This window comes from Curtobacterium sp. MCJR17_043, assembly GCF_003224315.2.
In the GTDB taxonomy this organism is placed as follows: Bacteria; Actinomycetota; Actinomycetes; order Actinomycetales; family Microbacteriaceae; genus Curtobacterium.
The window spans coordinates 1200850-1215564 of sequence record NZ_CP126259.1; the positions used below are offsets into that span (position 1 = coordinate 1200850).

Here is a 14715-nt window from a genome sequence, read left to right on the forward strand (position 1 = left end):
CGCACCGAACTGGAGTGGGATCGCGGTCGGCTGCTCAGGGTCGTCGACCCGACCGGCGTGCCGCTGCACTTCGCGTACGACCGGGCCGGTGACCTCGTCGCGATCCGGAACGCCTCGGGGGGAGACGTCCCGGACCGAGCGCGACGCCGCGGGACGTCCGACCGCTGCCGTCAGTCCGTCGGGTGCGCGCACCGAGTACCGGTACGACGGAGCGGGGCTGCTCGTGCAGCGGACCGACGCGGACGGTGCGAAGTGGCGGTTCGAGCACGACCCTGCGGGACGGCCCACGGCGGTCGTGGACCCGACGGGCGCGCGGACCCGGTTCGAGTACGGAGCGAACGGCGAGCTCGTCCGCACCACCGATGCGCTCGGCAGGACCGTCGAGCGCGAGTTCGACGACCTGGGCAACGTGGCCGCGGTCGTGCTCCCGGGTGGCGGGAGGTGTGCGTTCGCGCACGATGCGCTCTCGCGGCTCACGAGCGTCATGGACCCCGCTGGCGGCACCTGGTCGCGCGAGTACGACGTGGCCGGGAACCTGACGGCGAGCATCGACCCGACCGGACTCCGGACCTCGGCGACGACGGAGCGCGACACCGGCACCGTCACGATCGCCGACGCCTTCGCCCGCACCACGGTCCGCTTCGACGAGTACGGCCGCCCGGTGCGGGTCGAGGCCGAGGACGGCTCGGCCGAACTCGTCACCTACGACGCGGCGGGCAACGCGGTCGAACTCGTCGACGGCGAGGGCGGCTTGACGACGCTCGAACGCGATCCGGCCGGTCGGGTCGTCGCCGTCGTGGCGGCCTCCGGCGCGACCACGGCGTACGAGTACGACGCGTGCGGTCGCCCGTGGCGGACCACCGACCCGGTCGGCGGGGTCACGGAACTCGTCTGGGACGCCGATCAGCGTCTCGTCGCCAGGACGTTCCCGACGGGCGAGTCCGAGCACTTCGAGTACGACGCGGTCGGACGCCTCACGGTGCAGCGGGTGCCCGGGGTCGGGACCACGCGGTTCGAGTACGACCGGGTCGGGCGGCTCGTCGCGACCCGGGGCCCCGCCTTCGGTACGCGTCGCTTCACCTACGACGCCGTCGGGCAGCTCGTCCGCACGGTGAACGGGGTCGGTGGCGTCACCTCGTACGACCACGACGACCTCGGGCGGATCACCCGGGTCACGGGGCCGACCGGAGCCGTCACCGAGTACCAGTACGACGACCTCGGCCAGGTCACCGGCATCACCGACCCCCCCTCACGCGCCGAACGGTCCTCCGGTACGACGCGGCAGGCCGACCGATCTCGCGGACGGATGCGGACGGCCGCACCACCACGTGGACGCACGACGCGTCCGGGCGGCCGGTCAGCACCTCGGTCGACGGTCGGCTGGTGTCGGTCGTCGAGCACGACGCCGCCCGGCGTCGGGTCGTCGTGCACGACCACACGCGCGACGACGGCAGGGTCGTCGACCACGAACTGCGCTTCGACGGTCGTGGTCTGCTCACCTCCCGGACCCGGGACGGCTGGGGCATGACCTGGGAGTACGGACCGGACGGCGAGCGCATCGCGTCGACCGACACGAACGGCGTGCGGACGACGTGGACGCGTGACGCAGCCGGACGGGCGGTCGCCATCGAGCACCCGGGACTCGGCCGTGTCAAGTTCGACCGCGACGCGAGCGGTCGGTGCATCGCCGCGCGTGCCGGTGGGCACGTGCAGAGCTGGGCCTTCCACGACGGGTTCATGATCCGGCACACGGGCGGGAGCGGTGCGACCCTCGTCGAGCGTGACGACCACGGGAGGGTCTCCCGGGTCACCCGGCAGGGCCCGGACGACGGTCCGGCCCGTGTGACCACGGTCGAGTACGACGCCGCGGGGCAACTCGTCGCGGTGGAGACGGACGCGGGCCGGTCGACGTGGGAGTACGACCTCGGCGGACGCCTGGTCGCGGAGTCCGGCCCCGACGGCACGACGACACACGAGTACGACGCAGCGGGGCAGATCCGTTCGACGGAGCACCCGGACGGGTCGCGCAGCGAGTACCTGCACGACGCCCTGGGGCGGCGCGTGGCCGTCATCGACCCGGACGGGGCGACGACCGAGTACGGCTGGGGCACGATCGGTCGTCTGGCCGAGGTCGTGCACCGTCCCGTCCCCGGCACGAGCGACCACCCCGCGACGGAACACCGCCTGTGGGTCGACGCACTCGGCGAACTCGCGGAGGTCGACGACGCGTCGGTCTGGTGGGACACGGCCGCCGCCGTACCGACCCTCGTGGCGGTGGGAGGCGAGCGGGTGCTCGGGCTGCCCGCAGGGCTCACCGCGGTCGGGACGACCTGGACCACCGACCAGTGGCGTGGAGCACGGGCGACGGACGTCGGCGATCCCTGGGCGGTCACCGGGATCGTCGGCTCGTCGACCGCCGCATCCGGGTTCCCGGACGACATCGGGGTCACGGCGACGGGTGGGCTCGTCGTCGCGGGTTTCGAGTGGCTCGGTGCGCGTGTGTACGACCCGACCGCCCGGGGCTTCCTGTCCGCTGATCCGCTGCCCCCGGTCATCGCCGCCGGGTGGGACGGCAACCCGTACGCGTACGCGGGCAACGACCCGCTCGGGGCCGTCGACCCGACCGGACTCCGCCCGCTCACCGACGCAGAACTGAAGGCGTACGACAGCTCGGCATCGCGCGGCGCGTTCGCTGCCGCCGGTGACTTCTTCGCCGACAACTGGGAGTACTTCGCCGGGGGTGCCATGGTCGTCGCCGGCGGCGTGCTCATGGCGACCGGTGTGGGCGGCCCGGCGGGGATGATGCTGATCAGCGCCGGAGCCGACACGATCATCCAGAAGGCCACGACGGGCGAGGTCGACTGGGGCGAGGTCGCGCTCAGCGGCGCCCTCGGCGGGTTCGGCGGTGCGGGCATCGCAGCCCGGGCGGGACTGACCGGGATGAAGGCGTCGGTCGTCGCGGGTGCCAGCTCCGGCGGGATCGGTGGCGGCGTCCAGGGAGCGTACGGCTACTACACCGGGCCTGGCCCGCACTCGGTCACCGGAGCGCTCTCCGCCACGGGCCAGGGTGCGCTCGCGGGGACCGTCACCGGCGGCGCCGGTGGAGCCGTGGGCCAGAAGGTCAGCGAGGGCATCATGGGTGCGGTGACGCGGAACGCCTCCGCCGACACGGCGGTCATGGGGCGCAGCATGGAGTACCGCGTCCATCCCTACGGAGCTGCGCACGGGTACTCCTCGTACGAGGCGCTGCCGTCCCGGGTCTACGACTGGACAGAGGCGCACCTCCCCACGTCGGTCCACGAGCGGGTGCACCTCTGGGCGAACGAGAAATGGGTGGACTACCAGAAGATGCAGGGCAAGGACATCGTCGACATCGGCGCTCCGGACGAAGCGCTGCGCCCAGCAGGGGTCGATCCACTCGGACCGAGCGCGTACTACGACATGGAGCAGAGCCGGGTGGCCGGGTACTCCGGGTACTCCCAGGACCCCCCAGCCGAGTTGGGACCTGCGATGACGTCGCCGACCTCGTCGCGCGCTCCGGAGCCGGGCCCACCGGAGACGCGGTACTTCCGCGTCGCAGGACGACCGCAGCGCCGGTTCCTGTTCACCGCCGGCGTCACCACGTGGGAGGTGTCGAGCGGCGCAGGGACCTCGTTCGTGGTGGACACTGCAGGACTGCGCGACGCGCTCGGCATCGCCCCCGGCGGTTCCCGGAACGACGAGCAGCACTGCCGGTCCCGAGCCGTCGAGCTGTTCGAGTCGGGCGACCGGGAGCACTGGGTGCAGTACCCGTTCGGCGGCACGGCCACGGACGAGGAAGTCCTGCGCGGCGCTGCCGGCCCTGACCCCTCGACGGCGTGATGCCCAGCCGGACCGGTGCTCGTCCGTGATGCGACGTCAGGCGTCGTCGGCGGCGCCCACGAACAGCGTCCGCCCGTCTGCGTTCACCGGGAGCACGTCGCCGCACCGCGCCGCTGCGTCCCGGAGCCGCCGGATGAACGCCGGGTCCTCCGGCTCCAGGAGGTCGTCCGGCGCCTCGCGCAGCAACAGTTCGCTGGACGGACCCACCAGCATCCTGGTCCGTTCGAGCGTCCCGTCGTCCCCGACGCAGGGCACCGCGATCGTGTCCGTCCTGGTGTTCGCGCCGAGGATGGCTGCGTAGTCGGCGACGGCATCCGCGATGAGGTCCCCGGTGAGGACGTCTGCGCCGTCGTAGTGGATGTACTTCACGATGTGCCCTCCCTGGTCCCCACGGTAGGCACCGGGGTTCCGGGAGCGGCACAGGATGAGTCGCCAGGCGCGGGGAGTGGACACCAGCGACCCAGGGGACGTCGCCGACGGCGCCACGTCAGCGCTTCAGAGCAGCCCGGCCGCCGGGTAGCGGACCCACGGGCCGGTACCCGACTCGGGGCGATGCTCCTCCATCACCCGCTCGACCACTCTGTGGTCAGCAGGCGCACGCCGGTACAGGGCGACGAGGTCGACCCCGGACTCCACGTGTCCGTCCTCCCAGCGAGCGTCGTAGCGGTACTCCCGTTGCGGTCGTCGGAGCCAGCGCGACGGCGATTTGCCGCCTGCCGCCTGCCGCCCACGGGCGCCGCGACCAGCAGGGCAGGAACGACGGAACGCCGCCCCCCGGAGGGACGGCGTCTCGTGTCGAGTGGCGTCGGGCGGACCCGACCGTACGGCTCAGGCGGCCAGTGCCAGCTCAGGCGCACGCACGGCGCGCGCCTGCAGGATGGTGCGGCTGGCCTCGCCGCGCCAGGAGCGGCCCGGGACGACCCAGCCCGCTTCGCCGTCGACGGAGACGCGGACGCCGGGCGTCAGGAACAACCCGAGGTCGTCGGCGGGCATGCGCACGAGGTACTCACGCTGCGAGCGGTCCTCACGCACGGGGAACTCGGCGATGCGGTCGGGGGGAGACGGTGGGCGCCGCGATGGCGGTCCCGGTGATGATGGTGTGTTCGTTCGTGGTCATGGTGCTGTCTTTCTTCAGTCGTTCGGCGTCGCGCGGGGCCGGACGGACTCCGTGGTCTCGTCGGCCGCAGGAGCGCGGACGCGCACGTCGACATTCGACGTGCATGCTCGCCGGTCGGGGAGCGGTGGTCTCGCTGGAATGCGATCCAGGGGGGATCGGTTCGAGACGGTCGGTGTGCGCGAGTCAGATGGGTTCGCTGCAATGCACCAACTGAGGACACTACTCCGTAGACGTCCGTCTGTCCAGTCGCGCGGTCGGTTCCCGGGCCCCGCCGGCCAGGAGGCCCGCCCAGCGCTCGCCGTCGTGTCCGGTCTCCGTGCCGCATGACCGCATGCCAGTGGCAGCGACAGCCCGCTCCGAAGGTGTAACACGTGGGAAACCGACGAGGCCCGAGCGCGAAACACCCCGTCGTTACGGTTCGAGCACTGAGCAAGCGCTCAGCCCGAACCCCGACGAAGGACCCGCACGGATGCAGCACCGCACTCGGCTCCGCTCCCGCACGACCACCCGCCTGACCACCACACTCCGCACGGCCGTCATCACCGCGGGAGGTGTCGGCCTCGCCGTCCTCGCGGCGACACCGGCCGCCGCGGCCCCGGTCGCGACCACGGCCACGATCACCGCACCGGCCACGGTGACGGTCGGCGACACCGTCGACGTCGCCCTGACCCTGCCGGCCACGTCCGACGTCTTCGCGTACGAGATCGACATCGCGGCGGACGCCGACGCCGTCGAGGTCGTCGACGGCAGCGCGACCGGTCCGGACGGCGGGTTCGACTCGGTCGAGCAGGACGGCGACACCGTCACGCTCCTGCACACCCGCCTCGGCACCTCGCCCGCGCTGTCGGGTGACCTCGCGGCGTCGGTCGAGCTGACCGCGACGAGCCCCGCCACGGTCGACCTCGCCGTCACGAGCGTCACCCTGGTCGCCAGCGACGGCAGCACCACCACCCTGACCGACCCGGCCTCGACGACCGTGACGATCGCAGCGGTCCCGACGGCGAGCCCGACGCCGACCCCCCGGCCCTCCCAGCACACCGACGGCGGCTCCGACCACCGCACCGGGCGGCACCGGCGGCGCCGGCGGACCCGGCACCGGCACGGGGACCGGCGGGTCCGTGGACCCGGTGACCGACACCTCACCCGCACCCGCCGGCGGCGCGCTCGCCTGGACCGGTGCCGATCTCGCACCCTGGATCGCCGCCAGCGTCGCGCTGCTGCTCGCCGGCGCGGGCCTCGTCGCCGCCCGTCGCCGTGCCTCCCGTGCGACCCGGACGGAGGACGCGCGATGACCGCCACCGACCGCTCCCGGACGGCCGACGCCACCTCGACCCGAACCCCCCGGAGGAACCCCCGTGACCCGCCGTCGTCGCACCACCGTCGCCGGAGCCGCGCTCCTGGCCCTCGTCGGCACCGCCGTCGTCGCGACCCCCCTCCCTGGCCGCGAACGCCGCACCTGCCGCGGTCGACACGAGCCCCGCCGCGATGCTCGCCCCGTACTACACGGCGCTCGACCTGACGGGCGACGACCAGGTCACGACCGCCGACCTCACCGTCCTGTCCGACCACCTCGGAGCGACCACCGCGGACGCGGACTGGTCGGCGGTCTCGGCGGCCGACACCGACGGGGACGGCACGATCACGCTTCCGGACGTCGCCGGTCTGTCGCAGCGGATCATCTACGACGACGGGCCGTTCACCCTCGTCGAGGCGTCGACGCTCGACATGCAGGCCGCGATGAACGCGGGCGTCACGACCTCGGCCGAGATCACCCAGGACTACCTCGACCGCATCGCCGCGTACGACCGGACCACCACGGACACCGGGACGGGCGGGCGGCCGCTCAACTCGATCGTCACGACGAACGCCGCGGCACTCACGGCAGCGAAGGCCGCCGACGCCGAGCGGGCCGCGCACGGGATGACGAGCATGCTCCTCGGCGTCCCGATCGCGCTGAAGGACAACTACGACACGAAGGACATGCCGACCACCGGCGGCTGCGGCTGCTGGGACGACAACCAGACCACGACCGACGCGGCCATGGTCGCCGGCCTCCGCGACGCCGGGGCGGTCGTCCTCGCCAAGGCGAGCCTCGACGAGTTCGCCTTCGGGTTCGTGTCCGAGTTCTCCTCGAACCAGCCGGCGGGATCGTCGCTCCTCGTCGCCAGCCCCTACGTGACCAACCAGACCGCCGGCGGGTCCAGCGGCGGCACGGGCGCGGCGATCGCGGCGAACCTGGCGGGCATCGGCTTCGGCACCGACACCGGCGGCTCGATCCGCATCCCGTCCTCCTACAACCAGCTCGTCGGCATCCGCCCGACGGTCGGTCTCGCGAGCCGCGACGGCATCATCCCGCTCGCGCTGTCCCAGGACACCGGCGGCCCGCTCGCCCGTTCGGTCACCGACGCCGCCGTGGCGCTCGACGCCGTCACCGGCATCGACGCGGCCGACCCGGTCACGCAGGGCCAGGCGGGCAAGGTCCCGACCTCGTACACGCAGTTCCTCGACCCGACGGCGCTGCAGGGGAAGCGGATCGGCTACGTCACGTCGATGGTCGGCACGAACCGCACCACCGCGCGGCTCTTCGCCGAGGCCCGGGCCACCCTGGAGGCCCAGGGTGCGACCGTCGTGCCGATCACCGCGACGCCCGAGTTCAACCGCGTCCTCAGCGAGGGCAGCGGCAGCACGAACGAGTTCAAGCACGACCTGGACCAGTACGTGGCGAAACACCTCGACCCGGACGTCACCGCGCGCTCCCTGCAGGGCATCCTCGACTCGGGGGAGTACGTACCGAGCCGGAAGGGCACGTACCAGCAGCGCAACGCGATCACGGAGGCGCAGTACCAGGCCTGGGCGGGACCGGAGGGCTCGCACACCACGCAGATCGCGACCGGGAAGCAGGTCGTCACCGGGATGATGGACGCGCAGGACCTCGACGCGCTCGTCTACCCGTCGGGAACCCCGTACGGCACGCAGGGCACGAACATGCGCCTCAGCCCGAACACCGGCATGCCGGCCGTGACCGTCCCGATGGGACAGGCCACCGCGGCGGACGCCACGATCACCGGGGCGGGCGTGAACCTCGAGTTCCTCGGCCGCTCCTACGACGAGGGCACCGTCATCGGCCTCGGCTACGGGTTCGAGCAGGCGACGCACGCCCGCACCAGCCCGGCGCTGTACCCGGCGCTCGGGTGAGCACGCCGGTCGCCGACGCGACCGACTGACGGACGGGAGGTCCGACCAGCTGGGGTCGGGCCTCCCGTCCGTCTCGTTGCGGCTCCGCAGCCGCGTCCGTCAGTTGAGCGTCGGGGTGTCCTCCGGCACGACGCCGCCGAGGTAGAGGTCCGCGGCGAGGTCGCGGAGCGCCCGCAGGGCGACGCGCTGTGTGAGCGGGCCGTAGGAGATGCGGGCGACGCCGAGCGCTTCGTACTCGGACGCAGGCAGTGCGCCCGGCAGGCCGATGACGCTGAGCTTGCCGCGGCCCAGGCCCTCGACGAGCTGTTCGACGACCTCGCGCTGGTGCCCGCCCGGCACGAACACGAGCGGGGCGCCCGCGTCGAGGAACGCCTTGCCGCGCGCGATGGCGTCCGCGATGCTCTCCGCGATCGGGCGGTCACCGCCGCGGGCGATGGCGTCGGTCCGGGCGTTCAGCTGGAAGTCGACACCCTCCTGCTCGGCGGCCTTGATGATCGCGGCGACACGGGCGACCGACTCGTCGAACGGGCGGAGACGGTCCTCGACGTTCGCGCCGACGATGCCCAGGCCGATCGCGCGGCGGATCGTCTCGGCCGGGTCCTCGTACCCGTCGTCGAGGTCCGCGGTGACGGGCAGGTCCACCGCGTCGACGACGGTCTTCGCGCCGGTGAGGGCGAGGTCGAGCGGCATGCCGCCGTCCTGGTACCCGTACGACGCGGCGATCGAGTGCCCGGCGGTGGCGATCGCGCGCGTCTCGGGCAGGGCCGCGACCGTCTTCGCGCTGATCGCGTCCCAGACGTTCACGACGCGGAGGATCTGCGGGGCTTCGTGCAGGGACTTGAGGGTCGTCGCCTTCTCGGCGGTGCTCGTGGTCATGGAGCCGACAGTAGGCGTGCGGCGGAGGCGCTGTTCACGCTGGGCGACACCGTTCGCGGGCGGCGGCCCGAACGGTGTCGCCCAGTGCGAACGGTCGCCTGCGGCGCGGGCCGCAGACGACGCGAGATGACGTCCGGACTCGTGCCGGGCCTCCCGGCGGGGCATGCTGGACGGCATGGCGAGCGACGAACAGGACCCGGTCGGCACGCTCCGCGGGGTCCGCACGAGCATCAAGTGGACGCGGTACGCGCCCGACGTGCTGCCCCTGTTCGTCGCCGAGATGGACCACGAGGTCGCGCCGGAGATCCGGCAGGCGCTCGTCGAGCGGGTGCAGCAGTCGGACCTCGGGTACCTGGACGGGCCGGGACCGCTCGCGCCCGCGTTCGCCGCGTTCGCCCGCGACCGCTGGGGCTGGGACGTCGACCCGGCACGCGTGTACCTGGCGACGGACGTCAGTGTCGGCATCGTCGAGACGCTCCGGCTCGCGCTGCCCGACGGCGGTCGCGTCGCCATCACGCCGCCGGTGTACCCGCCGTTCTTCGAGCTCGTCGAGGAGGCCCGATGTCAGGTCGAGGAGGTGCCGCTGCTCGAACGGTGGGGTGTGTACCGGCTCGACCTCGACGGCCTCGAGCGGGCGTTCGCCGACGGGGTCCGGGTGTTCCTGCTCTGCAACCCGCACAACCCGATCGGGCTCGTCCACGACCGCGCGGACCTCGTCGCGCTCGCGGAGCTGGCCGCCCGGTACGACGTCCTCGTCATCAGTGATGAGATCCACGCTCCGCTGACGCACCCGGGCGTGCAGTTCACGCCGTTCGCGAGCATCGCCGAGCCGCTCGGGGCGCGGAGCGTCTGCGTGACGAGTGCGAGCAAGGGGTGGAACCTCGCCGGCGTGAAGTGCTCGGTCATCGTCGCCGGGGACACCCGCACCACCGAGCTCCTCGACACCCTGTGGGAGGAGGTCGCCTGTCGGACGAGCATCCTCGGGCTGCACGCGAACGTCGCGGCCTTCAGCCTGGCCGTCGGGTGGCTCGACGACGTCGTCGACCGCATCGTCGCGAACGACCGGCTGCTGGCGAAGCTCCTCGCCGAGCACCTGCCCGGCGTCGTCTACGCGCGACCGCGGGCCGGGTACCTGGCCTGGCTCGACTTCCGGGGGGCTCGGCCTCGGCGACGACCCGGCGGTGCAGCTCCGGGAGCACGCGTTCGTGGCGCTCAACTCCGGCTTGCCGTTCGGGGCGCAGGGGGAGGGGGTTCGCCCGGATCAACCTGGCGTGCTCGCCGGAGACCCTGCGCGAGGCGGTGTTCCGCATCGCTGCCGCGTACCCGTCGAGCGCGCAGGAGGGTGTCGTCTGGCACGTCGCCTGACGGGGACTGCGGTCGCCCGCCTCTGCTTCCCAGATCGGCGACGAGGGTGGGCCGTCCACAGATGACGGTGCCCGACCTCGGCGCGGTGCTGCGTTCGGGGATCGTTCTGCTGTGCTTCTCCACCAGGAACCGGCCGCCGGGTCACCACGAGCGTCCAATGCCGCTAGACGAACTTGTCCAGCTCGAGTTGGACACGTACCGTGAAGCGTGCGGACCTCATCCGCGCCCTCCACCAGCGAGCGCAGCGACGGGGCGTCGAGTTCGTGCTCCTCCGGCACGGCGGGCGCCACGACGTGTTCCTGTTCGGCAGCGCACGCATCGAGGTCCCGCGACACCGGGAAATCCGGGAGATGCTGGCGCGCGCGATCATCCGTGCGTGCGACGACGGGGAGGACGACCGATGACCACGAAGCACACCGTCCGGGCTCAGCGCGACGGACGTTCCTGGCTCGTGTGGATCGACGACGAGTTGCGGACGCAGGCGCGACGGCAGCGCGACGTCGAGTTGATGGCCCGCGACTGGTTGGCGAACATGCACGACCGCGACGCGGACAGCTTCACGCTCGACGTCGAGTTCGTGCTGCCGGACTCGGTCCGTGCGCACCTGGACCGTGCGGTGGAGCTGCGGGCCGAGGCCGACCGAGCACGACGAGCCGCCACGAACGAGACGGCAGCAGCGGCCCGGGAACTGCACGAGGCCGGGCTCACCCTTCGCGAGATCGGGCCGCTGCTCGACGTCTCGTACCAGCGAGCGCAGCAGCTGGTGGCCGCCGCGGAGTGACCCGCTCAGGCGACGGGCGCGAAGTGGTTGCGACCGATGACGGTCACGTGTAGGTCGACCTCGCGGGAGGGGACCTGGTCGGTCAGGGAGATCCACTCGCGGGCCACGAACGCGACGGACGGCCACCGGCGGACCTCGGTCACGGGGAACCCGTCGATGAACACCTGCCACATGCCCTGCTCACGGACGGCCTGGACCTCGTGCGTCGCCATGCCCGAAGCGTAGCAACGGCACCAGCGGACCGGCCAGGACGGCGGAGCGCCCCGGCCGGCCAGCGGGTGGGAGCGGCCGCGGCTCGGAGCGGCCCCCGGCTCGGAGTGGTCAGGGCGTGACCATGCCGCCGTTCACGTTGAGGGTCTCGCCCGCGACGAAGCTCGACTCGTGCGAGGCCAGGAACACGTACGCGGGAGCGAGCTCGGCGGGCTGCCCGGGGCGACCCATCGGCGACTCGCTCGACCCGAAGTCCGGCAGCGTCTCGGGGTCGACCCCGGCGGACACCTGGAGCACCGACCAGGTCGGCCCGGGCGCGACGACGTTCACGCGGATGCCGCGCGGGATGAGCTGCTGCGCGAGCCCCTTCGAGAAGTTGTTGACGGCCGCCTTCGACGCCGCGTAGTCGAGCCGGTCGGGAGCGGGCTGGTAGGCCTCCATCGACGCGGTGGTGATGATCGTCGAGCCGGGCTCCAGGTGGGGGGAGCGCCGCCTGCACGAGCCGGAAGAGCGAGAGCACGTTGACGGTGAAGGTGTCGACGAGCTGGTCGTCCGGGATGTCGGTGACCTCGGCGCGCCAGTGCTGCTTGCCGGCGCAGCTGACGATCGCGTCGAGCCCGCCGAGTTCGGCGACGGCCCGCTCGACGAGCGCTGCGGGGTAGTTCGGAGCGGTGAGGTCGCCCGGGATCGTGACGGCCTTGCGGCCGGCGGCCTCGACCAGGGCGACGATCCGCTGCGCGTCTTCCTCCTCGTCGGGCAGGTAGGCGAGGGCGACGTCGGCGCCTTCGCGCGCGTAGGCGATCGCGACGGCCGCGCCGATCCCGGAGTCGGCGCCGGTGATCAGCGCGCGACGCCCGGTGAGGCGCCCGGTGCCGCGGTAGGAGTCCTCACCGTGGTCCGGCTTCGGGTCCATCCGCGACTCCAGGCCGGGCTCCGGCTGCTGCTGCGGTTCCGGGCTGGTGTTCGGGTACCGGGTCGTCGGGTCGCTGTACTCGTACTGGTCGCGAGGCATGTCGAGGACCGTACGCGGACCGGCCGGGAGGCCCGTCAACAGGTGCGCGCTCCGGCCTGCGTCACCGGCGTCAGAGGTCGAGCACCATCGCCACGTCCGCTCGGACGTACGGGCTTGGCGGGTGCTCGTCGGTGCGGAGGTGACGGAACCCCGTCGTCTCGTACAGGTGCACGGCACTCGTGAGTCCGCTGTTCGTCTCGAGGAGCACCCGGCGTGCGCCGAGCTCCCGGGCGCGGTCGACCGCGGCGCGGATGAGCCGGCGTCCGGTGCCGTGCCCCTGGTGGTCCGGGTCGACGGCCATCTTCACGAGTTCGAACGCGTCGTCGCCGTGCGGGGCGAGCCCGACGCAGCCGACCACGTCGGAGCCGAGTCGGGCGACGAGGACGACGCCGCCGGGCTCGACGATGTGCTGGACGGGGTCGCCGAGCAGTCGACGGTCCTCGTCCTCGAGTGTGAAGAACGTCGTGATCCACCGCTCGTTCAGGGAGCGGAACGCGGCGGCGTCGGCGGCGGAGGACATGTCGTCGATGACGACCTCGGTGGTGGCGGGCATGCCTCCATCCTGGGTCGCCGAACCAGACACGTCCAATACTCGTTCGGTCGGATCGATAGCATCCCGCTATGGATCGTGCTCCCGAGGTCGACCTCCGACAGCTCCGGGCGTTCCTGGCGCTCGCCGGCGAACTGCACTTCGGTCGGGCGGCCGTCGACCTGGGGATCGCGCAGCCCGCGCTGTCCCAGCTCATCCGCCGCGTCGAGGTCGCCCTCGGCGTGGAGCTGTTCGCGCGCACCTCGCGGAGTGTCGCCCTCACGCCCGCCGGTCGGGTGCTGCAGGGGCGGGCGCGGTCCCTCCTGGCGCAGGCCCGACGGGACCTGGACGAGACCGTGCGGGTCGGACGGGGAGAGGCGGGGCGGCTCGACGTCGGGTTCGTCGTCTCGGCGCTGCCACTCGGTCCGATCGAGCGCGTGCAGCGGTTCCGGGAGCGCTTCCCCCCTCGTGCGCGTCGAACTCACCGAGGGGTTCTCCTCGCGGCTCGTCACCGCGGTCCAGCGCGGGGAACTCGACCTGGCCGTCGTGCGCGACCCGGACCCGGTCGACGGCGTGCGGTTCACCCGGTTCCGGAGCGAGCCGTTCGTGGCGGCGGTGCCGCGCGACCACCGGTTCGCCGGGCGGCCGAGCATCCGGGGGGCCGGAGCTGCTCGACGACCCGTTCGTGTTCTTCCCCGCCGAGGCCGGCAGGCTCGCCACCGAGCGGAACACCGCGCCCGTGGCCTCGGGTGGTCGGCGTCCGGTGATCGTGCAGGAGGCCACGACCTGGGCGACCGTGCTGCACCTGGTCGGCGTCGGCCTCGGGGTGACGGTGCTGCCGGAGAGCGCGGCGCTGGCGGCCCCGGACACGGTGCTGCTCCTGCCGCTCGAGGGCAGCGCGCACCGCAGCGAACTCGTCTGGGCGTCCCGGTCGGGTGACGACCGCGAGGTCCTCCGCAACTTCGCCGCCGCGGACTGACCGGGCGCGGAGTCAGCCGAGCGGCAGGACCGGTGCGCGCTGGTCGCCGAGCTCGTCCTCGCGCCACGGACGGGTGCCGGTCAGCGCGAGCCCGAGCTGCACGAGCACGAACGCCACGTGGGGTTCGACGTCGGGGTCCCACGGCCCCTCGACGCCGAGGCCGAACGCGCCGAGCTCGTCGTCGGCCTCGTCCCGGAGCGTGAGACGCCACCGGCCGTCCCCGAACTCCTCGGCGACGGCCCACCGTGCGGTGCGGAAGCGGTCCGGCGTCACGCCGTCTTCATGATGTCGGCCGTGAAGTTGTGCAGCCGCGCGAGCAACGACTCGGACCGCATCGCGATCGTCGCCGGCGGGTTGAGGTGCGGCGGTGCCGTGCGGATGAGCATCGAGCAGCCGAGGTCCTCGCAGATGTACGAGCCGATCGTGTTGCCGTTCCGGCCGGCCTCGCCCGCGCGGGCAGCGGAGAACAGGCGCACCTGCGTCGCCGGCTGCGGGGAGTGGCAGAACGAGCACATCGCCGCGATGCCCGGACGGAGCGAACCACCCGCGGCCCGGACGACGATGCCGACGGGCTTGCCGTCCATCCAGGACACCATGTACCCCCCGGCGGGCGGCCTGGGGGGTCACGCCAGCCCAGGTACTCGCGTTCGTTCCACAACGTCTCGTGCAGCCCCGGGATCGGGAGTTGCGCGAGTTCGTCGGGCGTCGCGTTGACGAAGGACGATCGGATGTCGGATTCGGTGAGCGGCTGCACGGTTCCCCTCGCGGTGGCGGACCGGACCAGGCTAGC

General features: G+C 72.8%; 12 protein-coding genes and 5 pseudogenes. 7 read left to right on the forward strand and 10 right to left on the reverse strand.

Features of this window, described 5'->3' with window-relative positions:
• Nucleotides 1–88 precede the first annotated feature (88 nt).
• Together DEJ15_RS06355 and DEJ15_RS06360 are read left to right on the forward strand one after the other, a co-directional pair.
• Nucleotides 89–1528 (forward strand): RHS repeat domain-containing protein, encoded by a 1440-nt coding sequence (locus tag DEJ15_RS06355; RefSeq protein WP_284175909.1) that lies wholly within the window; start codon nucleotides 89–91, stop codon nucleotides 1526–1528.
• Nucleotides 1529–1737: 209 nt separating this feature from the next.
• Nucleotides 1738–3861: an RHS repeat-associated core domain-containing protein gene (locus tag DEJ15_RS06360; protein WP_502866190.1), complete on the forward strand. Its 2124-nt coding sequence runs from the start codon at nucleotides 1738–1740 to the stop codon at nucleotides 3859–3861.
• Between the two features lie 36 nt (nucleotides 3862–3897).
• Here the strand turns inward: DEJ15_RS06360 and DEJ15_RS06365 are convergent, their stop codons facing one another.
• The 3 genes from DEJ15_RS06365 to DEJ15_RS06375 form a co-directional block, all read right to left on the reverse strand.
• Nucleotides 3898–4230, reverse strand: a complete 333-nt coding sequence (locus DEJ15_RS06365) for a hypothetical protein (RefSeq protein ID WP_110823648.1) — start codon at nucleotides 4228–4230, stop codon at nucleotides 3898–3900.
• Between the two features lie 126 nt (nucleotides 4231–4356).
• The gene (locus DEJ15_RS06370) at nucleotides 4357–4497 is read right to left on the reverse strand and encodes a hypothetical protein (protein ID WP_181419409.1); all 141 of its coding nucleotides are present in this window, start codon (nucleotides 4495–4497) and stop codon (nucleotides 4357–4359) included.
• Nucleotides 4498–4689: 192 nt separating this feature from the next.
• Complete coding sequence (locus DEJ15_RS06375; protein WP_284175911.1) at nucleotides 4690–4893, reverse strand: hypothetical protein; 204 nt, start codon at nucleotides 4891–4893, stop codon at nucleotides 4690–4692.
• Nucleotides 4894–5447: 554 nt separating this feature from the next.
• Between DEJ15_RS06375 and DEJ15_RS06380 the strand changes: the two genes are divergently transcribed.
• Nucleotides 5448–6497: a cohesin domain-containing protein gene (locus tag DEJ15_RS06380; protein WP_284175913.1), complete on the forward strand. Its 1050-nt coding sequence runs from the start codon at nucleotides 5448–5450 to the stop codon at nucleotides 6495–6497.
• Nucleotides 6464–8173, forward strand: coding sequence for an amidase family protein (locus DEJ15_RS06385; RefSeq protein WP_284175915.1), 1710 nt, complete (start codon nucleotides 6464–6466; stop codon nucleotides 8171–8173). Before DEJ15_RS06380 ends, DEJ15_RS06385 begins: the two co-directional genes overlap by 34 nt.
• Nucleotides 8174–8272: 99 nt before the next feature.
• Here DEJ15_RS06385 and DEJ15_RS06390 read toward each other — a convergent pair whose 3' ends face one another.
• Entirely contained in the window at nucleotides 8273–9049 is a 777-nt protein-coding gene (locus DEJ15_RS06390; protein WP_110823651.1) for an isocitrate lyase/PEP mutase family protein, read from the reverse strand.
• Nucleotides 9050–9224: 175 nt separating this feature from the next.
• On the opposite strand from DEJ15_RS06390, the gene DEJ15_RS18010 reads away from it, so the two are divergent.
• A complete protein-coding gene (locus DEJ15_RS18010; protein WP_349814832.1) occupies nucleotides 9225–11195 on the forward strand; it encodes an aminotransferase class I/II-fold pyridoxal phosphate-dependent enzyme in 1971 nt (656 codons plus the stop codon).
• Nucleotides 11196–11200: 5 nt separating this feature from the next.
• On the opposite strand, the gene DEJ15_RS06410 is transcribed toward DEJ15_RS18010, so the two are convergent.
• From DEJ15_RS06410 to DEJ15_RS06420, 3 genes and pseudogenes are all read right to left on the reverse strand, one after another.
• Nucleotides 11201–11407, reverse strand: coding sequence for a hypothetical protein (locus DEJ15_RS06410; protein WP_110823655.1), 207 nt, complete (start codon nucleotides 11405–11407; stop codon nucleotides 11201–11203).
• Between the two features lie 109 nt (nucleotides 11408–11516).
• Nucleotides 11517–12417 (reverse strand): annotated as a pseudogene (locus tag DEJ15_RS06415) (SDR family oxidoreductase).
• A 70-nt stretch (nucleotides 12418–12487) separates the two neighbouring features.
• Nucleotides 12488–12970, reverse strand: coding sequence for a GNAT family N-acetyltransferase (locus DEJ15_RS06420; protein ID WP_110823657.1), 483 nt, complete (start codon nucleotides 12968–12970; stop codon nucleotides 12488–12490).
• Nucleotides 12971–13038: 68 nt separating this feature from the next.
• Between DEJ15_RS06420 and DEJ15_RS06425 the strand changes: the two are divergent.
• Both DEJ15_RS06425 and DEJ15_RS06430 read left to right on the forward strand, forming a co-directional pair.
• Nucleotides 13039–13182 (forward strand): annotated as a pseudogene (locus DEJ15_RS06425) (LysR family transcriptional regulator); the annotation flags it as partial.
• 232 nt (nucleotides 13183–13414) lie between these two features.
• Nucleotides 13415–13925: pseudogene (locus DEJ15_RS06430) on the forward strand (LysR family substrate-binding domain-containing protein).
• 12 nt (nucleotides 13926–13937) lie between these two features.
• Here the strand turns inward: DEJ15_RS06430 and DEJ15_RS06435 are convergent.
• The 3 genes and pseudogenes from DEJ15_RS06435 to DEJ15_RS18015 all read right to left on the reverse strand — a co-directional run.
• On the reverse strand, nucleotides 13938–14198 hold the full coding sequence (locus tag DEJ15_RS06435; protein WP_110823659.1) for a hypothetical protein: 261 nt from the start codon (nucleotides 14196–14198) through the stop codon (nucleotides 13938–13940).
• Nucleotides 14195–14530 (reverse strand): annotated as a pseudogene (locus DEJ15_RS06440) (FBP domain-containing protein); the annotation flags it as partial. The pseudogene DEJ15_RS06440 and the gene DEJ15_RS06435, both read right to left, overlap by 4 nt.
• A gap of 26 nt (nucleotides 14531–14556) precedes the next feature.
• A pseudogene (locus DEJ15_RS18015) lies at nucleotides 14557–14679 on the reverse strand (FBP domain-containing protein); the annotation flags it as partial.
• Nucleotides 14680–14715: the final 36 nt, after the last annotated feature.